This window comes from Mycobacterium sp., from assembly GCF_019247615.1.
Taxonomy (GTDB): domain Bacteria; phylum Actinomycetota; class Actinomycetes; order Mycobacteriales; family Mycobacteriaceae; genus Mycobacterium.
Map to the genome: position 1 here is coordinate 1 of NZ_JAFBAT010000091.1, position 20809 is coordinate 20809.

The 20809-nt window shown below is 66.1% G+C and carries 21 protein-coding genes; 12 read left to right on the forward strand and 9 right to left on the reverse strand.

Going from position 1 to position 20809, the window contains the following annotated elements; translation table 11 throughout:
* Positions 1 to 881, forward strand: an 881-nt coding sequence (locus JO059_RS06260) for a hypothetical protein (protein ID WP_293315232.1), incomplete at its 5' end; no start/stop codon positions are given.
* Positions 882 to 912: 31 nt separating this feature from the next.
* On the opposite strand, the gene JO059_RS06265 is transcribed toward JO059_RS06260, so the two are convergent.
* The gene (locus JO059_RS06265) at positions 913 to 2238 is read right to left on the reverse strand and encodes an FAD-dependent oxidoreductase (protein ID WP_293315233.1); all 1326 of its coding nucleotides are present in this window, start codon (positions 2236 to 2238) and stop codon (positions 913 to 915) included.
* A gap of 236 nt (positions 2239 to 2474) precedes the next feature.
* Between JO059_RS06265 and JO059_RS06270 the strand changes: the two genes are divergently transcribed.
* Positions 2475 to 3011 (forward strand): hypothetical protein, encoded by a 537-nt coding sequence (locus JO059_RS06270; RefSeq protein ID WP_293315234.1) that lies wholly within the window; start codon positions 2475 to 2477, stop codon positions 3009 to 3011.
* Positions 3012 to 3050: 39 nt separating this feature from the next.
* On the opposite strand, the gene JO059_RS06275 is transcribed toward JO059_RS06270, so the two are convergent.
* The gene (locus tag JO059_RS06275; protein WP_293315235.1) at positions 3051 to 3245 is read right to left on the reverse strand and encodes a hypothetical protein; all 195 of its coding nucleotides are present in this window, start codon (positions 3243 to 3245) and stop codon (positions 3051 to 3053) included.
* 1042 nt (positions 3246 to 4287) lie between these two features.
* Here JO059_RS06275 and JO059_RS06280 point away from each other — a divergent pair.
* Positions 4288 to 4740: a universal stress protein gene (locus JO059_RS06280; protein WP_293315259.1), complete on the forward strand. Its 453-nt coding sequence runs from the start codon at positions 4288 to 4290 to the stop codon at positions 4738 to 4740.
* A gap of 108 nt (positions 4741 to 4848) precedes the next feature.
* A complete protein-coding gene (locus JO059_RS06285) occupies positions 4849 to 5631 on the forward strand; it encodes a 3-hydroxybutyrate dehydrogenase (protein ID WP_293315236.1) in 783 nt (260 codons plus the stop codon).
* 49 nt (positions 5632 to 5680) lie between these two features.
* On the opposite strand, the gene JO059_RS06290 is transcribed toward JO059_RS06285, so the two are convergent.
* Together JO059_RS06290 and JO059_RS06295 are read right to left on the reverse strand one after the other, a co-directional pair.
* Positions 5681 to 6334, reverse strand: coding sequence for a glycoside hydrolase (locus JO059_RS06290; protein WP_293315260.1), 654 nt, complete (start codon positions 6332 to 6334; stop codon positions 5681 to 5683).
* A gap of 104 nt (positions 6335 to 6438) precedes the next feature.
* Positions 6439 to 6759: a DUF732 domain-containing protein gene (locus JO059_RS06295; protein ID WP_293315261.1), complete on the reverse strand. Its 321-nt coding sequence runs from the start codon at positions 6757 to 6759 to the stop codon at positions 6439 to 6441.
* A gap of 257 nt (positions 6760 to 7016) precedes the next feature.
* Here JO059_RS06295 and JO059_RS06300 point away from each other — a divergent pair, with 257 nt between their 5' ends.
* The 4 genes from JO059_RS06300 to JO059_RS06315 all read left to right on the forward strand — a co-directional run bounded on the left by JO059_RS06300 (position 7017) and on the right by JO059_RS06315 (position 12834).
* Positions 7017 to 8822, forward strand: a complete 1806-nt coding sequence (locus JO059_RS06300; RefSeq protein ID WP_293315237.1) for an N-acetylglutaminylglutamine amidotransferase — start codon at positions 7017 to 7019, stop codon at positions 8820 to 8822.
* Entirely contained in the window at positions 8819 to 10627 is a 1809-nt protein-coding gene (gene ngg / locus JO059_RS06305; protein WP_293315238.1) for an N-acetylglutaminylglutamine synthetase, read from the forward strand. Before JO059_RS06300 ends, ngg begins: the two co-directional genes overlap by 4 nt.
* A gap of 53 nt (positions 10628 to 10680) precedes the next feature.
* On the forward strand, positions 10681 to 12189 hold the full coding sequence (locus JO059_RS06310) for an MFS transporter (RefSeq protein WP_293315239.1): 1509 nt from the start codon (positions 10681 to 10683) through the stop codon (positions 12187 to 12189).
* Between the two features lie 147 nt (positions 12190 to 12336).
* Complete coding sequence (locus JO059_RS06315; RefSeq protein ID WP_293315240.1) at positions 12337 to 12834, forward strand: hypothetical protein; 498 nt, start codon at positions 12337 to 12339, stop codon at positions 12832 to 12834.
* Between the two features lie 215 nt (positions 12835 to 13049).
* On the opposite strand, the gene JO059_RS06320 is transcribed toward JO059_RS06315, so the two are convergent.
* Both JO059_RS06320 and JO059_RS06325 read right to left on the reverse strand, forming a co-directional pair.
* On the reverse strand, positions 13050 to 14876 hold the full coding sequence (locus JO059_RS06320; protein WP_293315241.1) for a serine/threonine protein kinase PknE: 1827 nt from the start codon (positions 14874 to 14876) through the stop codon (positions 13050 to 13052).
* Between the two features lie 194 nt (positions 14877 to 15070).
* Entirely contained in the window at positions 15071 to 15403 is a 333-nt protein-coding gene (locus JO059_RS06325) for a hypothetical protein (protein WP_366516159.1), read from the reverse strand.
* 208 nt (positions 15404 to 15611) lie between these two features.
* On the opposite strand from JO059_RS06325, the gene JO059_RS06330 reads away from it, so the two are divergent.
* Positions 15612 to 16097: an SRPBCC family protein gene (locus JO059_RS06330; RefSeq protein ID WP_293315243.1), complete on the forward strand. Its 486-nt coding sequence runs from the start codon at positions 15612 to 15614 to the stop codon at positions 16095 to 16097.
* Between the two features lie 7 nt (positions 16098 to 16104).
* On the opposite strand, the gene JO059_RS06335 is transcribed toward JO059_RS06330, so the two are convergent.
* Complete coding sequence (locus JO059_RS06335; RefSeq protein ID WP_293315244.1) at positions 16105 to 16602, reverse strand: flavin reductase family protein; 498 nt, start codon at positions 16600 to 16602, stop codon at positions 16105 to 16107.
* Between the two features lie 4 nt (positions 16603 to 16606).
* Positions 16607 to 17875: an APC family permease gene (locus JO059_RS06340; RefSeq protein WP_293315262.1), complete on the reverse strand. Its 1269-nt coding sequence runs from the start codon at positions 17873 to 17875 to the stop codon at positions 16607 to 16609.
* A 26-nt stretch (positions 17876 to 17901) separates the two neighbouring features.
* Here JO059_RS06340 and JO059_RS06345 point away from each other — a divergent pair, with 26 nt between their 5' ends.
* Positions 17902 to 18042, forward strand: coding sequence for a hypothetical protein (locus JO059_RS06345; RefSeq protein ID WP_293315245.1), 141 nt, complete (start codon positions 17902 to 17904; stop codon positions 18040 to 18042).
* A 55-nt stretch (positions 18043 to 18097) separates the two neighbouring features.
* Here the strand turns inward: JO059_RS06345 and JO059_RS06350 are convergent, their stop codons facing one another.
* Positions 18098 to 19240, reverse strand: a complete 1143-nt coding sequence (locus JO059_RS06350; protein ID WP_293315246.1) for an FAD-dependent oxidoreductase — start codon at positions 19238 to 19240, stop codon at positions 18098 to 18100.
* A gap of 178 nt (positions 19241 to 19418) precedes the next feature.
* Here JO059_RS06350 and JO059_RS06355 point away from each other — a divergent pair, with 178 nt between their 5' ends.
* Positions 19419 to 19874: a DUF1003 domain-containing protein gene (locus JO059_RS06355; protein WP_293315247.1), complete on the forward strand. Its 456-nt coding sequence runs from the start codon at positions 19419 to 19421 to the stop codon at positions 19872 to 19874.
* Positions 19875 to 19955: 81 nt separating this feature from the next.
* Complete coding sequence (locus JO059_RS06360) at positions 19956 to 20789, forward strand: hypothetical protein (protein ID WP_293315263.1); 834 nt, start codon at positions 19956 to 19958, stop codon at positions 20787 to 20789.
* Positions 20790 to 20809 lie beyond the last annotated feature (20 nt).

Here is a 20809-nt window from a genome sequence, read left to right on the forward strand (position 1 = left end):
TACTTCTTGTTTTGGCTCGCCGCAGGAATCGCTTGTCGACAATACTGGCGGCTGTCATGTTGTCGGTTCCGTTCGTCTGGACGTCGGCATGCTTATTGACCGGACAAAGCCCCGCGGAAAACGCGAAAGTGCTCCTTTCGTTGTGGCCGTTTGTGGTCATCGTGTCATTCGTGCTTTCGGTGGCGACCAGTCGGCAACAAAAGGGAGTGGCGCTGATCCTGCCGTTCATCGTGATGGCCACAATTCCCGCCGCGTTTCTATCGCAGGGCTTGTCCGGCTCGACGTACGCGCTGTGGCCGCTGCTGATCCTGCTGATCGCCAGCGCGTTGTCGGCGCTCGGGAATTGGACTGGGCACGATCCCGCGTTCACTACGATCATTTCCGCCGCCGCCGCGGTGTCATTGTTGATTTCCGGGGGGTTTTACGTTTTCAGCGACGCGCGGCTGACGTACGCGAAGCTCACCGAGGGTCGCCTGGAACGGTCGACGTTGCCCGCACTTCGCGGATTGACTGTCCGCGGCCCATGGCTCCCGCAGTTCGATGCGCTAGCGGCTTATGCAAAGGCCAAAATCCCGGCAGAAGATGGTCTGCTGATCATTCCCGGCGAGGACCCGTTCTATTATGCCACCGGCCGCGAGCCCCATTTCCCGGTGCTGCTTTTCGATACCATGGGTAACCCCTACAGCCCCGAAGAGATTGCGACGATGGCTCGTGCGCGTGACATCGGCTGGCTCGTTGTCAAGCGCCAGCTTCAACTACGTCCCGAGGCAAGCGAATGGGAAGAAGGCAACCAGCGCTTGCTCGATTTGCTGCGTCGGAACTGCGAAAAGGCCGACCAACTCGACAACTACGAAATATATCGGTGCACATACGGTCGTTAACAAAGCCATGGCCTGCCATCTGCGAGGAAGCTTAGTGCCGGAATGCGGCGACCTTTTCGGGAAGCTGGGTGTCAGTGCCCAAGCCGCGCAGGACAGTTCGAGCCGCTTCGACACCCGATGTCAGGGCTGTGCCGGTCGAGACGACGGATGGAAAAGTGCGATAGTTGCCGGCGAAGTAGACGTTGTCGAAGCGTGTGCTACATATTGGGGGATTTCGGTAATTCGGCGTGATCACCGGCGAGTACATCGGGACTCGCGACAGTTTGACCCAAAAGGGGTCGAGGTCGAAGCCGAAAACCGCCTTGAAGTCCTGCAAGTAGCTCCGCACGATCTCACCTTCGGGCTTTGCGAAGAATGGTTGGGTACGGCTGTTGAGGTGTGTCACGAAGTTGACGCACGAGTCGCCGGGCGCGCCGATCGTGGGGTTGAGCGAGTTGAGCAGGAAGATACCGCAGGCCGCCCGGTCGCGGTCGGCGAGATTCATCCAATAGAAGTCGGGTTCGACCGCTTTCTTCGAGGCGCACACCATCGAGAGCAGGGCGCTGTAACGGATTTCGCGAAGGTGCGGCGTGGCGTCGTCGGGGGCGAGGTCGAGATACACCGGCGTTGGGATGCTGCTGACGACGAGGTCCGCGGGAAGGCACTCGCCGGTGTCCAGTTCAACCTCGTGCAGGCGCCCACCACGCGAATGCAGCTTCGTGACGCTCGTCCGCAATCGCACGTCGACGCCGGACTCCTGGAGAAGCTTGGTCACGCCCTGACACAGCACGTGTGTCCAGTTGGTGCCCGGGATGTAACCCAGGGCCGCCGATCCCTCGCGGTAGTGCAGCCGCGCCCCGAGCCAGGCGCCACTTACTTGCGAGCAGGGCAGCTCGAATTTGAGCTGCGTAAGCGGCTCGAAGAGCACTTCCCGCACGCGACGGCGGGACCAGGAGTCAAGTAAATCCTCGGCGCTCTTGTCCAGCCAATCGGTCCAGTCGGTCTTGCGGTACGCGCGCAGCATCAGACCGACAAAGCTCGCCTTATCGGCGATGGGCAATGGAAACCGCAGCAGATCAACCGGTTTCGCGAGGTTGTAAACCTGACCGCCAACCCGGAACAACATCCGGATGCGCCGCCACTGCACTTGTTCGAGGGCGCCGATCAGCTCGAGGAAGTAGAGCAGCGTACGGTCACGGCGCAAAATGTGGTGATAACCCAGCGGATAGAAATGGCCATCCCGCTCGAAGCTGCCGCCAAGGCCTCCCAGGGCCGGGGCCCGTTCGATGACGCTGACGCGTAGTCCTGCCTGGGCCAGGACGTAGCTGGCCGAGCACCCGGACAGGCCACCACCGAGGACGACGACGGATTCCGTCATTGGTGCAGCTTAGCTGGAACGCTGTCGCGCACACCTGTCGTCGTGAGACATCGGGCAAACAACCCCTCGGCTGCAATTCGCGGGCTCACGCACACAAGGCCGTGTCCCACACGCGAGCCGGCGAAATGCCGAACCGCTACGCACGGAAATGCGTCACCGCGACGCCGGCGCTGCAGGTTCGCGCGAAGGGGGTGGCGTCCGTCTACGCTCGAAATGGTTAGAGGGAAAGGCACGTCATGTTCGCAGCGTTCGGATTTGAAACCCTGGGCGTGGTGGTCGGGGACATCTATTTCGTCGACCCGGCCCCGCTCGAAGGTCAGGAGACCCCGGAACGCGGGGTCCGACTCGAGCTCCGCCTCGTTGACCGGGGGGAGCCCCACGGATCGATCTACGCTGGCGTCCCGATCGCGTTCGGCCGCCCCCTGTGGCGGGTGGACCTTTTTGGATCAACAGAGAGCCCGCCCGGGACGCTGGACCGGGCCCACCACCATCCTCGTTTCGACGGTTGGGAACCCGGGCGCCGGCACTTCGTCGCGGAGCTGTCGGCAGACCCGCTATCTTGGCTGGCCGATCAGCTGGCCAACCCGGCCGCTGTGCTGGCTCGGGCGGGCGTGGACGGTGACCTGGTCACCGAAGCCGACAAGACCCAACTCGCGGCCGCAGCCCCGGAGATTATCGCCGCGGTGAAGGGCATGCTCGACGGCGTGCGCGACGGTGATCTGGCCCCCGCCCCGCCCGAACCTGTTGCCGCTGCCCGCACCGGCTGGCTCTGATGCAGACCCGGCTCGAGTCCCACCGAGCGGGGCCCGTTTTCAGTCCGCTTTCGGACAGATGTGCCGGCCGATGTCCAGGAGTCCGCACTTGGGGCATCGCTTCGGGCTGGCCTGCTGCTCGTGGTAAAGGGTGTGCAGACCTTCGTTCTTGACAATCGCCCCGCAGGTCAGGCATTCGCGGAAGTACGCATCCCCGATGTGGCACGGCTTGTAGTAAATCAACGGGGTCGTCATAAGCCGCAGATTACCGCTTTCCGCGGCCGCCGTGGCTTTGAAAAGTGTTCACGGCGCACCAACCCGGCGGTGGATCATCCGTTCGCGGCGACCCAGTGATGTCCGAAGGGGTTGTAATCTCCCGGCCCTTGGAACGGGGGCTCCACGAAAGGGGACGGGCTGGTTGTGGCCGGCGGCCTCGGTGTGACGGTTTTGGTCGCAGGAGTGGTGCCGCGTGGAGCCGGCGGCGACGGGGGGCCGCTGCGGTGCCAGTGGTCGGCCGGCCCGGGCGCTTTTGTCGTGGTCATGGTCGTGGTGGTGGTCGTGGCTGGGCCAGTCTCCTCGTGCGAGCCGCATGCCACGACCGACGAGCCCACGACTACCGCTGCCGTGACAGCCAGTGTCGCTGAACATCGCCGGAATCCGTCGCACGCCGTCGGCCGCGGTGCCCGCTTTTCAGTTGGGACGTCCCGGTCGGCCATGTGCAGTGGTTGCTTTCGTCGTGCGTGTACAAGTCGTGTATCGATCCTCAGCGCCTCGTCGCCAAGACCCACCACGATTCTTCCTTTCGCGCCACAGTAGTTATGAAACCGTTGCAGTCACCGATGGCACTGGACACCGCGTTCGTCGCCGTCCCAGCGACAGACGGCGCATTGAGGCCCGCGGGACGGCCCTGCGGGCGGTCGGATTATGGGACCTATCGACCGAGGCCCGGCCCGAAGGTGCCTCGGAGAATAGCGTCATGTGGGTCAGCGGCCCCAGTGTTCGTGCGTGACGTGCGCACGCCGGGGCAGTGTCAGCCCGGAGACAATCGCCTCGACACCCCAGGTAGGCCAGACACCGTATTGCGATGGCATTTGGCCAACCCGGCTGTGCTGCAGGCGTTTCCGCAACACGCGAACTCGAACGGCACTGTCAACCGTCGGAGTGTCACCGTCGGCCTTGGGGAAGAAATGGCGGCAGCACAGCTTGAGTCTTGACGCTGCTGTCCCCGGTGGGCAAGTTGATATGCGACGGAGCATTACTCTGCGAAGGAACAGCGGACAGGCTGGGGAAGGCCGAAATGAAGGGTTACCAGACCGTAGTCGTCGGCACTGACGGTTCGGAGTCGTCGCTGCGCGCCGTCGACCGGGCCGGCGCGATTGCCGCCGAGTGCGATGCGAAGCTGATCATCGCCACGGGTTACCTTCCCCGCAAGGAAGATTCGCAAGCGGACGAGATCCTCGGGAAGGAAGCCTACCTGGTGCATGGCAACGCGCCGATCTACGCGATTCTGCGCGATGCCCGCGCTCGGGCCGCGGCAGCGGGGGCGAAGGTCATCGAGGAACAGCCGATCGAGGACACTCCGGTGCATGCGCTCGTGGAGCTCGCCGAGAGGGTGAAAGCCGATCTGCTCGTGGTCGGCAACGTTGGACTGGATGCGCGCTCCGCGCTCATCGGACGGGTCTTCTCGATCCCCGGAAGTATCGCCTCCAAGGCGCAGATCGACGTCCTGATCGTCCACACCTCTGGCTGACTCGCGCTCCCACAGCAGGCAGGCGGCCCTTCGCCGCTTGGGATGGACTAGTTTCGTCCGGAGGCCGGTTCTGGCAGCCCAAATTCTCAGGAAAGGGCACGTGTGGCGATGATCCGCGGAAAGTCCGTCCTGGTAACCGGTTCCACATCCGGCATAGGCCTTGCCGTCGCGCGGGCGTTCGCCGCCGAGGGATCGAACGTGACCCTCAACGGTTTCGGTGACCCGGAGGCCGTCGAACAGCAGCGGCGTGGACTGGAGGAGACTTTCGGCGTAACGGCGGCCTATTCGGATGCCGATGTGAGCAAGCCGGACGAGATCGCCACCATGATCAGCGACACCGAAAAGGCCTTCGGCGCAATCGATGTCCTGGTGAACAATGCGGGCATCCAGTTCGTGGCGAAGGTGGAGGATTTCCCGGTTGACAAGTGGGATGCGGTGATCGCGACGAATCTGTCGGCCGCTTTCCACACCTGTCGCGGCGCCCTGCGCGGAATGAAGGCCCGCGGCTGGGGGCGAGTCGTCAACATCGCCTCCGCGCATGGCCTGGTCGCAAGCGCCGAGAAGGCGGCGTATGTCGCCGCCAAGCACGGGCTGGTGGGCCTGACGAAGGTGGTGGCAATAGAAACGGCCGACTATGGCATCACGTGCAATGCGATCTGCCCGGGCTGGGTGATGACGCCTCTGGTTGCGCAGCAAGTAGAAGCGCGCGCCAAGGCAGCGGGAAAGTCCTTCGAGGAGGCTAAGCAAGGGTTCGTCGCCGAAAAGCAGCCGATGGCACGCTATACCCGCCCGGAGGACATCGGTGCGCTTGCCGTTTTTCTGGCCGGCGACGCGGCCGCCACCATCACCGGCGCCTGTTATCCGATCGACGGCGGCTGGACGGCGCAATGAGGGGCGCGAATCCGTCTGTGCCGCAATGGGTCCCCGGGGCCCCTTGGCGTCATTGCGGCGGCGCGGGCGCCATGGAATCGATGTAGTAGGTTTCGTGCCCGGTCGGGTATCCGCCTCCGCCGGTGGCGATGTGGACGTGGTCGTAGTGATTGAGGGTTTCGTTGCCGTAGTTTGCCGTCCAACTCGGCGCGCCGACACCCGGATAGATCTTCTGCCGCCAGATCACGTGGTTGATGCCCCACCTCTTCGCGTTCGCCAAGGCGTACCCGGCTATCTGGTTGCCGAGCTCGATGCCTTCAGGGCTGCCGTGGTTCGGGATCATCACGTCGATCGCCAAGCCGTTGGGGTGCCACGGCAACGGGTCCTCGCGGTAACCGTAGATGGTGGTGATCTGGGGAAACAGCACGCTGATGGCACGTGCCGCCCAAATCGTCTTCACCTGCAACCTGTCCTCGGACGCGACGCCGCGGGGTAACGGGAAGCGAAATGGCTGGCCGGCCGCGGCGACGGGTGCAGGGGCCTGGGCCGCCAACGAGTTCACCTCCTCGGGAGTGGCGACGTGCGGCCCTGCGGCCGGCGCAGGCTCCGGGCTTTTCGGTGCTGCCTCCTGGCTCTTCGCCGTGGCGGCCGGCGTCTCGATGCAGCACCGGGACTCCGTCCCTTGGGCGTAGACCATGCCGCCGGAGATGACGAGCGCAGCCATGAATGCCAACCAGCGCCCCCGGCCGTTGGCTAACACTTTGGTGCCCACGGCAGCAGCTTACTGTCGTGCCGGACGCGCGTGGCAATCTTTCGTCGATCACGCACTCACATCATCGGCGGAAACGGCACCAGCCAGTTCAACGAGTTGTCGGTGTTGCCTTTGTATTGCGGGCAGTAGGCGGCCGCCGAAACGCCGACGAAGTAGCCGGCTTGCTTTGGCGATAGCTCGGTGTCCTTCACTATTCGCATCGCCAGGGCGGTTGATGGTTCGCCTTTGTCAAATGCGGTGCACACCGAATGGCCCACCGAAATCGCGTTGACACGATCGGGAATGGCGATCCCGCCTTTTTCTAGGGCCGCCACGAACGCATCATCCATGTTGTCCGCCGACGCCGGTGCAGCGCCGAGAACGGCGGCCGACAGCATCACCGCGAAGCCTCTCGTCCAGTTGCCGCCATCTATTCGCATGGGAGCCCTGACCTCCTTTGGTGGGCCCGCTTCGGGTTCGTACCCATCAGCAATTCGGCTGAACACTAGCGGAAATCGCGAGATCCTTCGCGCGAGCGCCCGCGACCCGTCCACAGTCAGCCTCGTGGCAAACCGCGACGCACAAACCATCAGCCGCCACGACCCCGGCGGGCCGCACTGCGCGTTCGGGAATGGCTCGCGGTAGGGTCAAGGAGATGTGCGGAGCCACCGGTGAGGTGCGACTCGACGGCCGCGTCCCCGATGTAGCGGCGGTGTCAGCGATGGCTGCTGTGATGGCGCCCAGGGGGCCGGATGCGGCGGGCACCTGGTCACACGGCCGGGTCGCCCTCGGACATCGCCGCCTCAAGATCATCGACCTGACCGAAGCCGGTGCACAGCCGATGGTCGATGCCGAACTGGGCCTGACAATCGTCTGGAACGGCTGCATCTACAACTACCAGGAACTGCGACGCGAGCTCGCAGAGCAGGGCTACCGGTTCTTCTCCCACAGCGACACCGAGGTTCTGCTCAAGGCCTACCACCGTTGGGGCGACGGCTTCGTCCGCCGTCTCAAAGGGATGTTCGCGTTCGCCATCGCCGAACGAGACAGCGGTCGGGTGTTGCTCGGCCGCGATCGGCTCGGCATCAAACCCCTGTACCTGACCGAAGACAGTCACCGCATCCGGTTCGCGTCGACGCTGCCGGCGCTGCTGGCCGGCGGCGGGGTGGACACCCGCATCGACCGCGACGCGCTGCACCACTACATGACCTTCCACTCCGTGGTGCCGGCGCCACTGACCATCTTGCGCGGGGTGCGCAAGATCCCTCCCGCTTCGCTGGTCGCCATCGAGCCCGACGGCCGACGCACCACCACGACCTACTGGACGCCGGAATTCTCCAGGCGGGACGACCGGTCCGATTGGACCGAACGCGACTGGGAGGACGCGGTGCTGTCGGCGCTGCGCGTCGCGGTCGAGCGCCGACTCGTCGCCGACGTCCCGGTCGGGTGCCTGCTGTCCGGCGGCGTCGACTCCAGCCTGATCGTCGGCCTGCTCGCCGAGGCCGGTCAGCACGGGTTGTCGACCTTCTCCATCGGCTTCGAGTCCGCGGGCGGCGTCGAGGGCGACGAGTTCCGGTGGTCGGACATCGTGGCGGAGCGATTCGGCACCGACCATCATCAAATCCGCATCGGCACCGACCGGATGCTGCCGGCGCTCGACGAAGCGATCGGCGCGATGAGCGAGCCGATGGTCAGCCACGACTGCGTGGCCTTCTACCTGCTCAGCCAGGAAGTGTCGCGTCATGTGAAGGTCGTGCAGTCGGGCCAGGGCGCCGACGAGGTGTTCGCCGGCTATCACTGGTACCCGCCGATGGGGTCACCGGCCGCCGCCACCGTGGAGGGTTCCGTGCAGCAGTACCGAGCCGCGTTCTTCGATCGCGACGCCGCGGGGGTCAGGGCTCTCGTGGGATCGGGCTACCTCGCCGAGGGCGATCCCAGCGAGCGCTTCGTCACGGAGCACTTCGCGCGCGCCGGGGCGGAAACCGGGATCGATCGTGCGCTGCGGCTCGATACGACGGTGATGCTGGTAGACGATCCGGTGAAACGGGTAGACAACATGACTATGGCCTGGGGATTGGAGGGTCGTGTTCCGTTCCTCGACCACGAGCTGGTCGAGCTGGCGGCGACGTGCCCGCCCGAGTTGAAGATCGCTCAGGGCGGGAAGGGCGTGCTGAAAGAGGCTGCGCGACGGGTGATCCCGTCGGAGGTCATCGACCGACCCAAGGGTTATTTCCCGGTTCCCGCACTGACCCACCTCGAGGGGCCGTACCTCGATCTGGTTCGTGACGCGCTGTACGCACCGGTTGCCAAGGAACGCGGGCTGTTTGACACCGATGCTGTCGACGCGCTGCTGGCCGACCCCAACGGCAGGCTCACTCCCTTGCGCGGCAACGAACTTTGGCAGATCGCCCTGCTCGAGCTCTGGTTGCAGCGTCACGGAGTAACGGGAGCGGCGGCGTGAACGCCACCGAGCCTTCGGCGGCCCACACCTCGGACCACACCGAGGCCATCACCCTGGGCCTGCACGACGCCTCGCCGCCGGAGCTGGTGGACGCGATGGCCAAGGACGTCGTGCTCGAATTGGGTTGGGGCCGACTCATCTTCGGGCAGACGTTCGCCGATGCGGACGTCCTGGCCGAGACGCTGCGACACGAAACGCCCGGGCGGCGCGACATCTGCATCTATGCACGCGAGTCCCACGTGGTGGTCGCCGGAGCGCCTACCGAACTTTTCATCGATCCCAGCCACACCTATCGGCTGCGCTTCACCGGCGACCCTGAGGACGAGGATGTGGTGACGCCTCCGCACGGTGTCACGGTGCGCACGCTGAACGACCCGGAAGATGCCGATGCCATGAATCGCGTCTTCGTGCGGTGCGGGATGGTGCCCGCGCCCGTCGAGACGATCTGGCACAACCAGCTGCACTCGGACGCGGTGACATATCTGGTCGCGGTGCGTGACGAAGATGGTGCCGTGGTGGGCACCGTGACCGGTGTCGACCACGAGTTGCTGTTCTCCGATCCCGAGCAAGGTTCCAGTCTGTGGACCCTGGCGGTCGATCCGGCCGCTGCCCTTCCGGGGATAGGGGCCGCCCTGACCCGGGCCCTGGCGGAACACTTCCGCAGCGCGGGCCGCGCCTACCTGGATCTCTCCGTGGCGCACGACAATGTCGCCGCCATGGCCCTGTACGAAAAGCTTGGCTTTCGCCGCGTTCCGGTGCTGGCGATCAAACGAAAGAACGCCATCAACGAGCCACTGTTCACCTTGCCGCCGGAGACCGTCGAGGACCTCAACCCCTACGCCCGGATCATCGCCGACGAGGCGATGCGGCGTGGAATTTGGGTCGAGGTCGTCGATGCCGAGACCGGCGAGATGCGACTCACCCACGGTGGCCGCAGCGTGATCACCCGTGAATCGCTGTCCGAGTTCACCTCGGCGATCGCGATGTGCCGTTGCGATGACAAGCGTTTGACGCGGCGCCTGGTCTCGGAGGCGGGCATCACGGTGCCGCGTGCGCGCCTGGCCACGTTCGACGACGGTGACTACGCGTTCCTGAAAGAAGTCGGGGAGGTCGTGGTCAAACCGGCTCGGGGCGAACAAGGTAAAGGCATCACGGTGGGCGTGGTCGCCGATAATGGTCCCGACGACCTCACCGCAGCCCTGGCGCGGGCGCGCAAGCACCACTCCGAGGTCCTGATAGAGGAGCGGGTGGTCGGCGACGACCTTCGGTTGGTGGTGATCGACGGCCGCGTGATCGCCGCCGCGGTGCGGATGCCACCCGAGATCCTCGGCACGGGCGAGCACTCCGTGCGGGACTTGATCGCGGCCGAGAGTCGGCGGCGCTCCGCGGCCACGGGTGGCGAGTCCCGCATCCCGATCGACGACATCACCGAGGCGACCATTGCCGAAGCCGGCTGGGGGCTGGACGATGTGTTGCCCCAAGGAACGCGGCTCCGCGTTCGTCGCACCGCCAACTTGCATCAAGGCGGGACGATCCACGACGTCACCGCGCAGGTGAACCCGGAACTGTGCCGGGTTGCGGTGGCGGCGGCCGAGGCGATCGGGATTCCGGTGACGGGCATCGACCTGGTGGTGCCCGACGTCACCGGTGCCGAGTACGCGTTCATCGAAGCCAACGAACGCCCGGGACTGGCCAACCACGAACCCCAACCCACGGCCGCGGCCTTTGTGGACTACCTATTTCCCGGTCAGCCGGGCCAGCCGCCCGCCTGGATTCCCGAGGAGTCACGGGCTGATCGTGACTGAGGCTTGCGGTCCGCCTTGCGCGGGTACTTGTCTGCTCATCAGATAGGAGCCGCATGAGCCCAAGCGTGCAAACCGGAACCATCACCACCCACGTGCCGGCGCGGCTGGACCGGTTGCCGTGGGCGCGGTTTCATTGGCGCGTCGTCCTCGGCCTCGGCGGTGTCTGGGTCCTCGACGGGCTCGAGGTCACGATGGTCGGCAACGTGTCGTCTCGCCTCACGGAGAAGGGCAGCGGCATCGAACTCAACGCCGCGCAGATCGGCATGGCGGCGGCGTTCTACATCGCCGGGGCCTGCCTGGGGGCGTTGTTCTTCGGCCACCTCACGGATCGCTTCGGACGCCGCAATCTGTTCATGGTGACCCTCGCGGTGTATCTGGCCGCCACCGTCGCAACCGCATTTGCCTTCGCGCCTTGGTATTTCTTCATCGCGCGCTTCTTCACCGGCGCGGGCATCGGCGGGGAATACGCCGCGATCAATTCAGCGATCGACGAGTTGATCCCCGCGCGCGTGCGCGGTCGCGTGGACTTGATCATCAACGGGACGTACTGGCTGGGCTCGGCCGCCGGGGCGGCCGGCGCACTGGTACTTCTGGACACGTCGAACTTCCCGGCGAACATCGGATGGCGGCTGGCCTTCGGCGTGGGCGCCATCTTCGGCATCTTCGTCTTGCTCGTCCGGCGCAACCTTCCCGAAAGCCCGCGGTGGCTGTTCATTCACGGGCGCGATGACGAGGCCGAGCGGATCGTCGACGATATCGAAGCCGAAGTGCAGCGACAAACCGGCGAACCGCTGCCCGAACCCCAAGGCGGCCAACTCAGAATCCGCCAGCGCCAAACCATTTCATTCCGGGAGATCGCCAGGGTGGCATTTACCCTGTACCCGCGGCGCGCGGTGCTCGGACTGGCGTTGTTCATCGGGCAGGCGTTCCTGTACAACGGTGTGACATTCAATCTGGGCACGCTGTTGAGCGAGTTCTACGGTGTTCCCTCCGCGAAGGTGCCGCTCTTCTTCATTCTGTGGGCGCTGAGCAATTTCGGTGGGCCACTAGTGCTGGGGCGGTTGTTCGACACCGTCGGCCGAAAACCGATGATCTCGCTCACCTACATCGGTTCCGCCGTGGTGGCCGTGATCCTCGGGGTGCTGTTCGTGACCCAGACCGGCGGCGTCTGGACGTTCATCGTCGTCCTTGCCGTGGCGTTCTTCTTGGCGTCGGCGGGTGCGAGCGCGGCCTACCTGACGGTCAGCGAAATCTTCCCGATGGAAACCAGGGCCCTGGCGATCGCCTTCTTCTACGCGGTGGGTACCGCGATCGGCGGCATCAGCGGGCCCTTGCTCTTCGGGCAGTTGATCAACTCCGGGCAGCGCGGTCAGGTCGTCTGGTCATTCATCATCGGCGCGGTGGTCATGGCGGTGGCGGGCCTGATCGAACTGTGGCTCGGTGTCGCGGCTGAGCAACGCCCGCTGGAAGATCTGGCCCTGCCCCTGACAATCGCCGACGCCGAGGACGAGAGCGGACGTGGCGAGGGGGGCGCGGAGGGCGCGGCCCGCAACACTGCCTAATGCGCGACGCTGAATTCGTTGCGGCTCAGTTGATTTAGCCTCGCCGGACCGGCAAGTCGCCCGCCGCAGTACGGGCGGGTGGCCGATGATTGCCAGCGGTACGATCATCGTCGTGCGGCGCCCTGCGGTCGGTGAAAGTGCTCGGTGATGAGGTCACGGCGGTGGGCGAGAATCCGCCGGATCCGCGCGTGGCTGGCGCTGTGCGCCGCGATCGCGTTGATCCCGTGGACGATCTTCCTCGCGCTGAGCCTGCCGGAGAGCTACACCGCCCAGCATTGGCAGGCGACCTGGGTTGGCTTCGACGTCTTGCTGCTGGTGTTCATGACGGCCACGGCCGTGCTCGGTTTCACCCAGCACCACCTGCTGACGCTCTTCGCGTTCACGACCGGAATTCTGCTTGTGTGCGATGCCTGGTTCGACGTGCTGACCGCCAAGCGGGGTGATTTTGTCGTCGCGGTCCTGACCGCCGTGCTGGGGGAGTTGCCGCTGGCGGCGGCGTTGATCGTCGGCACCCTGCGCATCGTCCGCCTGCAGGGGCGGTCAGTGCGGCGGCCAGTGCGGCGGCTACCGTGGCCGGCGAAAGTGCGCGTCAAACGCAGCATCACTCGGAAGGAAGCGGAAGCCGCCGCGACGAGTCCAAAATGAGCCGCGATGCGCCGTCGTCGCGCCACATTGCCGGTGCTCGATGCCCGCGGCACGGACCAGGTTCACGGTCGGGACCAAGCGGCTCGCCCGAGCAATGGCGCGTCACGGCGACGCGATAAAGGTTGACGCCCAATAACATTGAGCCGCGGCGGCGGCGCCGACCGCGGTTCCAACAGGCGACCACGGCACCTTCTTCGCCGCGCCCTGACCGCCGATCACCCGACCAGCTTCGTGAGCCAGGTCGGATCCTGATAGTTGATGGCCCGGTTGCCGTCCCACACGAACGGCGTGCCGCTGGCGTTGAATCCGGCCAGCGTCGTCGCGGCCGCCGCGGCCTTCGCCTTGGCGGTGCCGACGTCCTCTCCCGACTTGATGCAATCAAGGACGCCGGCGTCGGCGCCGACGGTTTTGGCGAGCTGCGCCAGCTCGCCGTCGGCGCGATCTTCCGGGGCGTTCTCGGCCGGCTGAAAGGTGCTGCCGAACAGGCCGGCGTAGAAGCTGGTGTAGAGCTTCGGATCATCCTGTGCAGCAACGCAATAGGTGGCCGCCACCGCGCGAGTCGAGTAGTTCTTGCTGTGCGACTTGTCGTCGAGAAAGTTGAGCAGGTGGTAGCGCACCGCAAGCTTCTTGTTGTTCACCGCGGAGTCGATGTCCGCGGCGTTCGACCTGATGAAGCTGCCGCAGGGCGGGCAGATGGGTTCGTTGAAAATGTCGATGGTCGTCGGCGCCGCAGAGCTCCCGACGTATACGCCGTCATCCAGCACCCGCAGCCCCACCGCATCCGGCGGCGGTGGCGCGGATGTCGTGGTGGAGGACGGGGACGACGAGTCCCACGGATGGGCGGCGACGATGGCAACGACACCCACGACGGCGGCCACCACGGCAGCGGCGGCGCCCACCCACAACCAGCGGTTGCCTTTGGCGCGCGGCGGCTGGCCCCAGGGCGGCGCCCCGGCCATACTCGCATCTCCCGTGCCCCAACTCGGAGCGCCGGGCCAGCCGGTCGGCGGCGGAGCCGGCCCACCCGGAGCGGCCGACGAGCCGTGCGGCGATGTCGCGGGCCACACCGGCCCTGATGGCGGCGCGTGGTTGGCCATCGCGGGCGGGTGCACGGGCGTGAACCCCCCGGGCGGCGGCCCGGCGAAGGCAGGCGGCAGCTTGGCCACCTGACTGCGCTGCAAAATGTCGGTGGCTCGATCCTGGTCGGGTGTCGCCAGGGCGGCATAGGCGGCCGCCGACATATCGCCGCAGGTGGGGTAGCGGGCTGCCGAGTCCTTCGCCATGCCGCGGGCGATGACGGCGTCGAAGGCGACCGGGATGCTGGGCCGCGCGACGCTGGGCCGCGGAATTGCCTGGTTGAGATGCGCGCCCATCACGCTCAACGTGTCGCCCGAGTACGGCGGGGATCCGGTCAGGCACTCGTACAGCACGCACGCCAGCGCGTAGATATCGGCCCGATGGCCGACGTCGGTTTCGCTGAACCGTTCCGGGGCCATGTACTTCACGGTGCCGACGGTCGTGCCGAACTGCGTCAGCTTTTCGTCCGAAGTTGCGCTCGCGATGCCGAAATCGACGAGGTAGGCGAAGTCGTCGGGCGTGATCAGGATGTTCTCCGGTTTCACGTCGCGGTGCAAGACGCCGGCGGCGTGGGCGGCATCGAGCGCCGAGCCGATCTGGCGCACGATCGCCACCGCTCGGGGCGGGGACAGCGGCCCATAGCGGCTCAGCATGCCGGCCAGGTCCTTGCCGTCGATCAGGCGCATGTCCACATAGAGCTGCCCGTCGATCTCGCCGAAGTCGTGAATCGGAACCACGTGCGGTTCCTGCAGGCGTCCGGCCGTGCGGGCCTCGCGCTGCATGCGGGAGCGGAAAACCGGGTCGTTTGAGAGCGTTTGCGACATCAGCTTCAGCGCCACGATCCGTTCCCGCACCGTGTCCTCGGCCTCGTAGACGTCGCCCATTCCGCCGCGGCCTACCAACCGCCGCAGCCGATACGGCCCGAACTGCGTACCCTCCCGCGAATCCGCGCTCGTGTCACCCATCGCCGACTCCTCAGCCGCCAGCCCTGCCGCAAACCGAGTGGAAGCGCCTTCGCGCCCCGACATTGCCTGCGCCGGACAGGAGCACGCGGTGGCGTGCCAGCATAAGGCTAATGGTTTCGGCAACCGCGGGGCACATTGAATAGCGAGAATGCCGACCATGCCCACCCCGGGTCATGGGCAGTCACCGGCGGGCGCTAGTCCTCGCCGGTTTTGTGTTCGCTGAGTCCCTCCCGCGACAGGGCCCTGACGAAGCCGTAAGCCTGCATGCCAGCGGGTCCGGGATTCTTCCCGATCCAGTCGTTGATCTTGCCTAGCGCACTGGCCAAATCGTCGCGTCTGACCCTGATCAGGTAGGTCTTCCGATCGTCTTGCGGATCATCAATCGCGTCGGCAACGGCGACGGGGTGTCGGAAGGCGTACGCGATCCCGTGTACGGCATCGTGGTTCAGAGCCCACTCAAGTTCGCTGGGCCGTAGCCGGTTCACCGCCAGATTGCGGTATTCGTCCTCGTGGTTTGAATCGGTCACGTGGCCGATGATCCTCCTGTGCCTGCCCGGCGAAAAACTGCTCGACTGTGCTTGAAGATCATGTCGCGCAGGCAATTCGCTGACACTTTCCGTCAAGACACTCAATCATAGGAATCAGTTTCACGCGGTGCATGGCGAGCGCGTCCGGAAGCGTCGTAAAGTATCCGGCAAAGTAATTAGCCGCTATCGCCGCCGGTGGTGAGGATTCATGACGGACCGCATCGAGACCCGTCGCACGATCCCGGCGCCGGCGCCCGAAATTTTCGCGCTGCTGTGCGACCCGCACGGCCACGTCGCGATCGACTCCACGGGGATGCTTCAGGACGCCGAGGGCGATCCGGTGCGCGGCGTCGGGGACAGCTTCGTGGTGCACATGGATCGGCAGTCCCTCAACGACTTTCCGCAACTTGGCAAATACGACATCACCGTCAACATCAAGGAGTTCGAACCGGATCGGCTCATCTCGTGGACCGTCCTCGGTCAGATTCGCCCGCAGATCGGCCACGTCTACGGCTACCGGCTCGAGCCGACCGACGAAGGCGCCGCCACCGTGGTCACCTCCTTTTACGACTGGTCGGACATCGACGCCAAATGGCGGGAGGCCGGGATCTTCCCCGTGGTGTCGGAGGGCGCACTGCGGGCGACTCTCGGAATTCTCGACCGCACCGTCCGCCACGGTTACCCGCGAAACTGACTCCGGCTCAGGCCTCGTGTCCCGGTTCGAGGTGGCGGACGTCGCCGAACGACACCCAGCCCTCTGATTCGCGCGGCGGATCGCCATCGACCGGTTCCAACAGCTGCCCGACGTGGTCGCCAAGCGGGAAACGATCGAGGATCTTGCCGACGAACCAGCCTGCCGCGTCGTCGAGGATGGGCATTTGCGCCGGACCGCGGTGCCAGGCACAGCGGCCGAATTTATCGATCTCGTCGCCCGTCTGGCTGCCGAACAATTCCACCACCTCGAGGTGCTCTTTGGCGAACAGATGGACGGCCAGGTGGGTGGCTTCGGCGGCCACCCGGAACGTGTGGTTCTTCCTGGACAGACCGACCAGGAAGCGCGGCGGATGAATGCTGGTCTGACTCGCGAAGCCCACCAGGCAGCCAGCTGAGAGGTCGCCGACCGACGTGGTCACCACGAACATCGGATAGTTCAGCAACGCCACCAGCTCTTCGAACGCTTCGGTTCCCCGCTCGGCCACCCTCTCAGCTTTCCCGATCAATGCGTCCCGGAACCGCCTTTCGACGCATGACGCGCCGAACTGCGTACGCGGCGACGCCGACGCTCAGCACTGCCACCCCGGACAGCACCGACGAAAACGGCATCGCGACGGCCAACGTCAGGCATCCGACGAGTCCGATCACCGGGATCAGCCAGTGCGGGCGCCCCTCGTCGCGGCCGAGGGTGAAAGCCGAGGCGTTGGCAATGGCGTAGTAGATCAGCACCGCGAAGGACGAAAAGCCGACCGCGCCACGCAGGTCGGCCGTGGCCGACAAGACCGCGACGACCACACCGATCACCAACTCCGCGCGATGAGGCACCCGGAACCGCGGATGCACGGCTGCTAACCCGTGGGGCAGATGCCGGTCGCGAGCCATTGCCAGCGTGGTGCGCGAGACGCCGAGGATCAATGCCAACAAGGAGCCCAACGCCGCCACCACCGCGCCCACGCGGACGACGGGCTCGAGCCAACCGATGCCCGTCGCCCGCACCGCGTCCGACAGCGGCGCCGTGGCCTCGGCCAGACGCTGTGCGCCCAACGCGGCCAAGGCGGCCACGGCCACCAGCGCGTAGACGGCCAGGGCGACACCGAGCGCCAGCGGGATGGCCCGTGGGATGGTCCTTGCCGGGTTGCGCACCTCCTCTCCCAGGGTGGCGATGCGCGCATAGCCGGCGAATGCGAAGAACAGCAGCCCCGCGGCTTGAATGACACCCCCGACGGTCGCGTGGCCCAGATGCAGTCGTCCAACGTCGGCAGTCCCGGACGCGAAGACGGCGACGACTACCGCGGCCAGCACGGTCAACACCACCGCGACGATCACGCGCGTCAACCACGCCGACTTCTGCACCCCGGCATAGTTCACCGCCGTGAGCGCCACCACCGCCGCGACGGCCACCGCGTGGGCTTGTGACGGCCATGCGTACGCGCCTACGGTCAGGGCCATCGCCGCGCACGAGGCGGTCTTGCCGACGACGAACCCCCATCCGGCGAGGTATCCCCAGAAATCACCCAGGCGCTCTCGGCCGTACACGTAGGTGCCGCCGGAGGCGGGATAGCGCGCGGCCAATCGCGCGGACGAGGTCGCATTGCAGTAGGCCACCAAGGCGGCCAACGCCAGGCCGAGCAGCAGCCCCGACCCGGCCGCACGCGCAGCGGGACCGAGTGCCGCGAAAATTCCCGCGCCGATCATCGATCCCAGCCCGATCACCACCGCATCGAACACGCCCAGGCTGCGACGAAGGTCCTCGTTCATCCTGTTGGGCACCGCGTACTCCCGTCATGCGCGCCGGGCGTCCAACCTACCGGGCGGTGCTGTTCTTGTGCACCGGCAACAGCGCGCGCTGTCCGATGGCCGCGGCGCTGCTGGAGCCGACGGGCCGGGGCACCCATCCGCGACGCAAGCGCCGTTGGCGGCGGTAAATCGGCGTCACAGGCGCACAGTCGATGAGGATCGGTTGACCACCGCCGGCGCACGTCAGCCGAACGGCCGGTTTTCGCGAACTCCGCGATACATGCCCCGCCGGACTATGCAGGGCATCACTACCCGATCGACCGACCATGACGGCAAGCGGAACGCGTGACCGGTGGGCAAGAAGACCTCCAGCCCGTTGGGCTGGATCCCCACCAGCGAACCCCACCGCCTGCCGGGGGCGCGGAAGGTGCGCAACCGTCGACCCGCGAACTCGGCCCTGATGTTGTGGGCCACCAGCACGTCCCCGCGATTACGCGCGGAACTGCGAAGGGGGTCGGTCGCGGCAACGTCGCCGACCGCGAAAACACCCGGCTGACCGGGTACTCGCAGTTCCGGCGTCACGCGAACAAACCCGTATTCGTCGAGGATCGCCGGGGGCAGCCAATCGGTGTTCGGCCGCACCCGCCCGATCGCCCAAAGCACGGCAGCGGCGGAAGCCTGCGGCTGTCCGGTGCTCCACCGAACCGGTTCGGTGGTGATGTCTTCGCCAGCGAAGCCGTTCGACAGAACCGCACGGTGGCCCGGGTGCAGGCCCACCCCCAAGTCGATCAGCCTGCCGCGGACGCGTCGCCAAATCTCCGGGTGATACTCGCGCAGCGCGCGCTCGCTGGGGAAGTAGAGGTCGATGCGCTTCTCCGGCCACGTGGTTGCCAGGTTGACGGCGCTGGTGACCGCGGCGGCGCCACCGCCCACGATGATCACCGAGTCGGCGGAGGCCAACCGGTCGTGAGCGGCGCGGAGCCCGGCGCCGATCTGGTCGGCCGACTGCAGCGTCGGCTGGCGCCAGAACCCGTTGGCGACCCCCGTCGAGATGACCAGCGCGTCGTACCTTTCGGTCACCGGTGCGCCGTCTTCGCCGCGACCCGAGATGGTTCGGGCGGCGAGGTCCACCCCCGTCAAGGTGGCCTGAATCGTCCGTACCCGGTCCAACCCGCAGAACTTGTCGAACGGAATCCAGTAGTCGCGGGCCCAGTCGCCGGGGCGGGCGAGCCGGACGCCGAGCTCTTGGCCGCTCACCAGCGCGGGCTTGACCGAGATTCCGACGACGTCGGCGTGCCGGGCCAGGCGGATCGCGGTCAGCACCCCCACATCGCCGAGTCCGGCGACCACGACGCGCCTGCGGCTTGCCACTATGTCAATCGGCATGTGTCCAATCGGCGGGTGTCCAATCGGCGTGCGGCGCACTGTAGCACGTTCGAGCGCCACGCCCTGCCTTCGGCGTCGGATCGGGCGTCCAGTCCCGCGCTCAATCAGTAGCATTAGCCGGCGGTCCGAATGTGCGCGAACCCGCTCATCGCCATGGCACCGAAAGGAACGGCTCAGCATGACGACACCGACGGAAAGCCATCGGCACAGCACGCAATTGATTCCGGCCCGGCTGCTGCGAAGTGGGCGCACCCACCATCCGGTGGTCGTGGACGAGGCCAAGAGGCGGCGCAATGATTGGCAACTGCGACTGGCCGACCGGATAACGGCGTTCGCGGGGTCGATGAACTTCGTCTGGATTCATGCGGCCCTGTTCACGGTGTGGATGTTGCTCCTGGAGAAAAGCCCCTGGCCGACGTTGACCTTGGCGGTGTCACTCGAGGCGATCTTCCTATCGACCTTCGTGATGATCGGCCAGAACCGTCAGGCGGCTTTCCAGCAGGCGAAGGCGGACCACGACTTTCAGACGCAGGAACTGGAGTTGAAGACCAACACCGAACTGACCCGCGAGATCCACGTGCTCACAGCCGAATTGCACCGACGCTTGATCCCGCCAACATCGGCGTCGACCTAGGGCGTCCGGCGATCGAGCGAATAACCGCTGTGGTGGAGAAAGCCTTCTGAGGAGATAAGCGTGGTGCAGTTGCAGCAGAGGATGCGACCACGCGTGCACGCCGCCCTGCGCGCCGCGGTGCGGGCATCGGCTCCCCGTCCCGCCGCGGCACGTCGCGCAGCCAAGGACTTTCAGCAAGGGCTGTGGCCCGCCGTCGGCGCTGAGATCCGCTGGGCGTTCACGCCGCCGCACACGTGGCTGATGGGTGTGGTGGTCAACGTGATCCTCGCCGCGGCGTGGTTGCTGGTGCAGCCTCTCGCTGTCGGCCCACACCGCACTGACTGGGTGGTTTTGGTCGGGACCTACTTCTCCTCGTGGGTCCTTGCCGACGTCACCACCACCAATGTCTTCGGTGCCGACCACTACCGGGTACTGCAGGCCTTATCCGATGGCGTGCCCTTCGGCCGGATACTGCTGATCAAAAACCTGGCCCTGCTCGCGATCGTCGGATTGCCGACCTTGGTGGCGGCGATGCTGCTGACGCTGTGGCTGGAAACGCCTGCACGCCTTGGCATTACGATCCCCACCGTCGCGGTTCCCATCGTGTCCTGGGTCGGGGTGGGCAATGTGTTCTCGGTGCTGCACCCGGTCACCGTCGAGCCGTTGATCAGGCGATGGCGCCAGCGCTACGACCGTCGCCGCACGGCCGGCTGGATTCTGGCCCTGACCCTGCCTTACGGGCTGTACTACGTCGCCGACCCGATGAACGGGGTCGAGCACCGCGTGTTGTGGACACAGGTGCCCGCGATGATCTGGCCGGTGTTCGGGCGTGACACCAAGAGCTTCGTGCATCTCGCCATCGCAGTGGCTGTCTGGGTGGGCGGAACGGTTGCCGCCCTGCTGTGGGTCCGCACGCGCGGGTTTCAATTCAGGTGAGCGTGACACCCGCGGGCTGC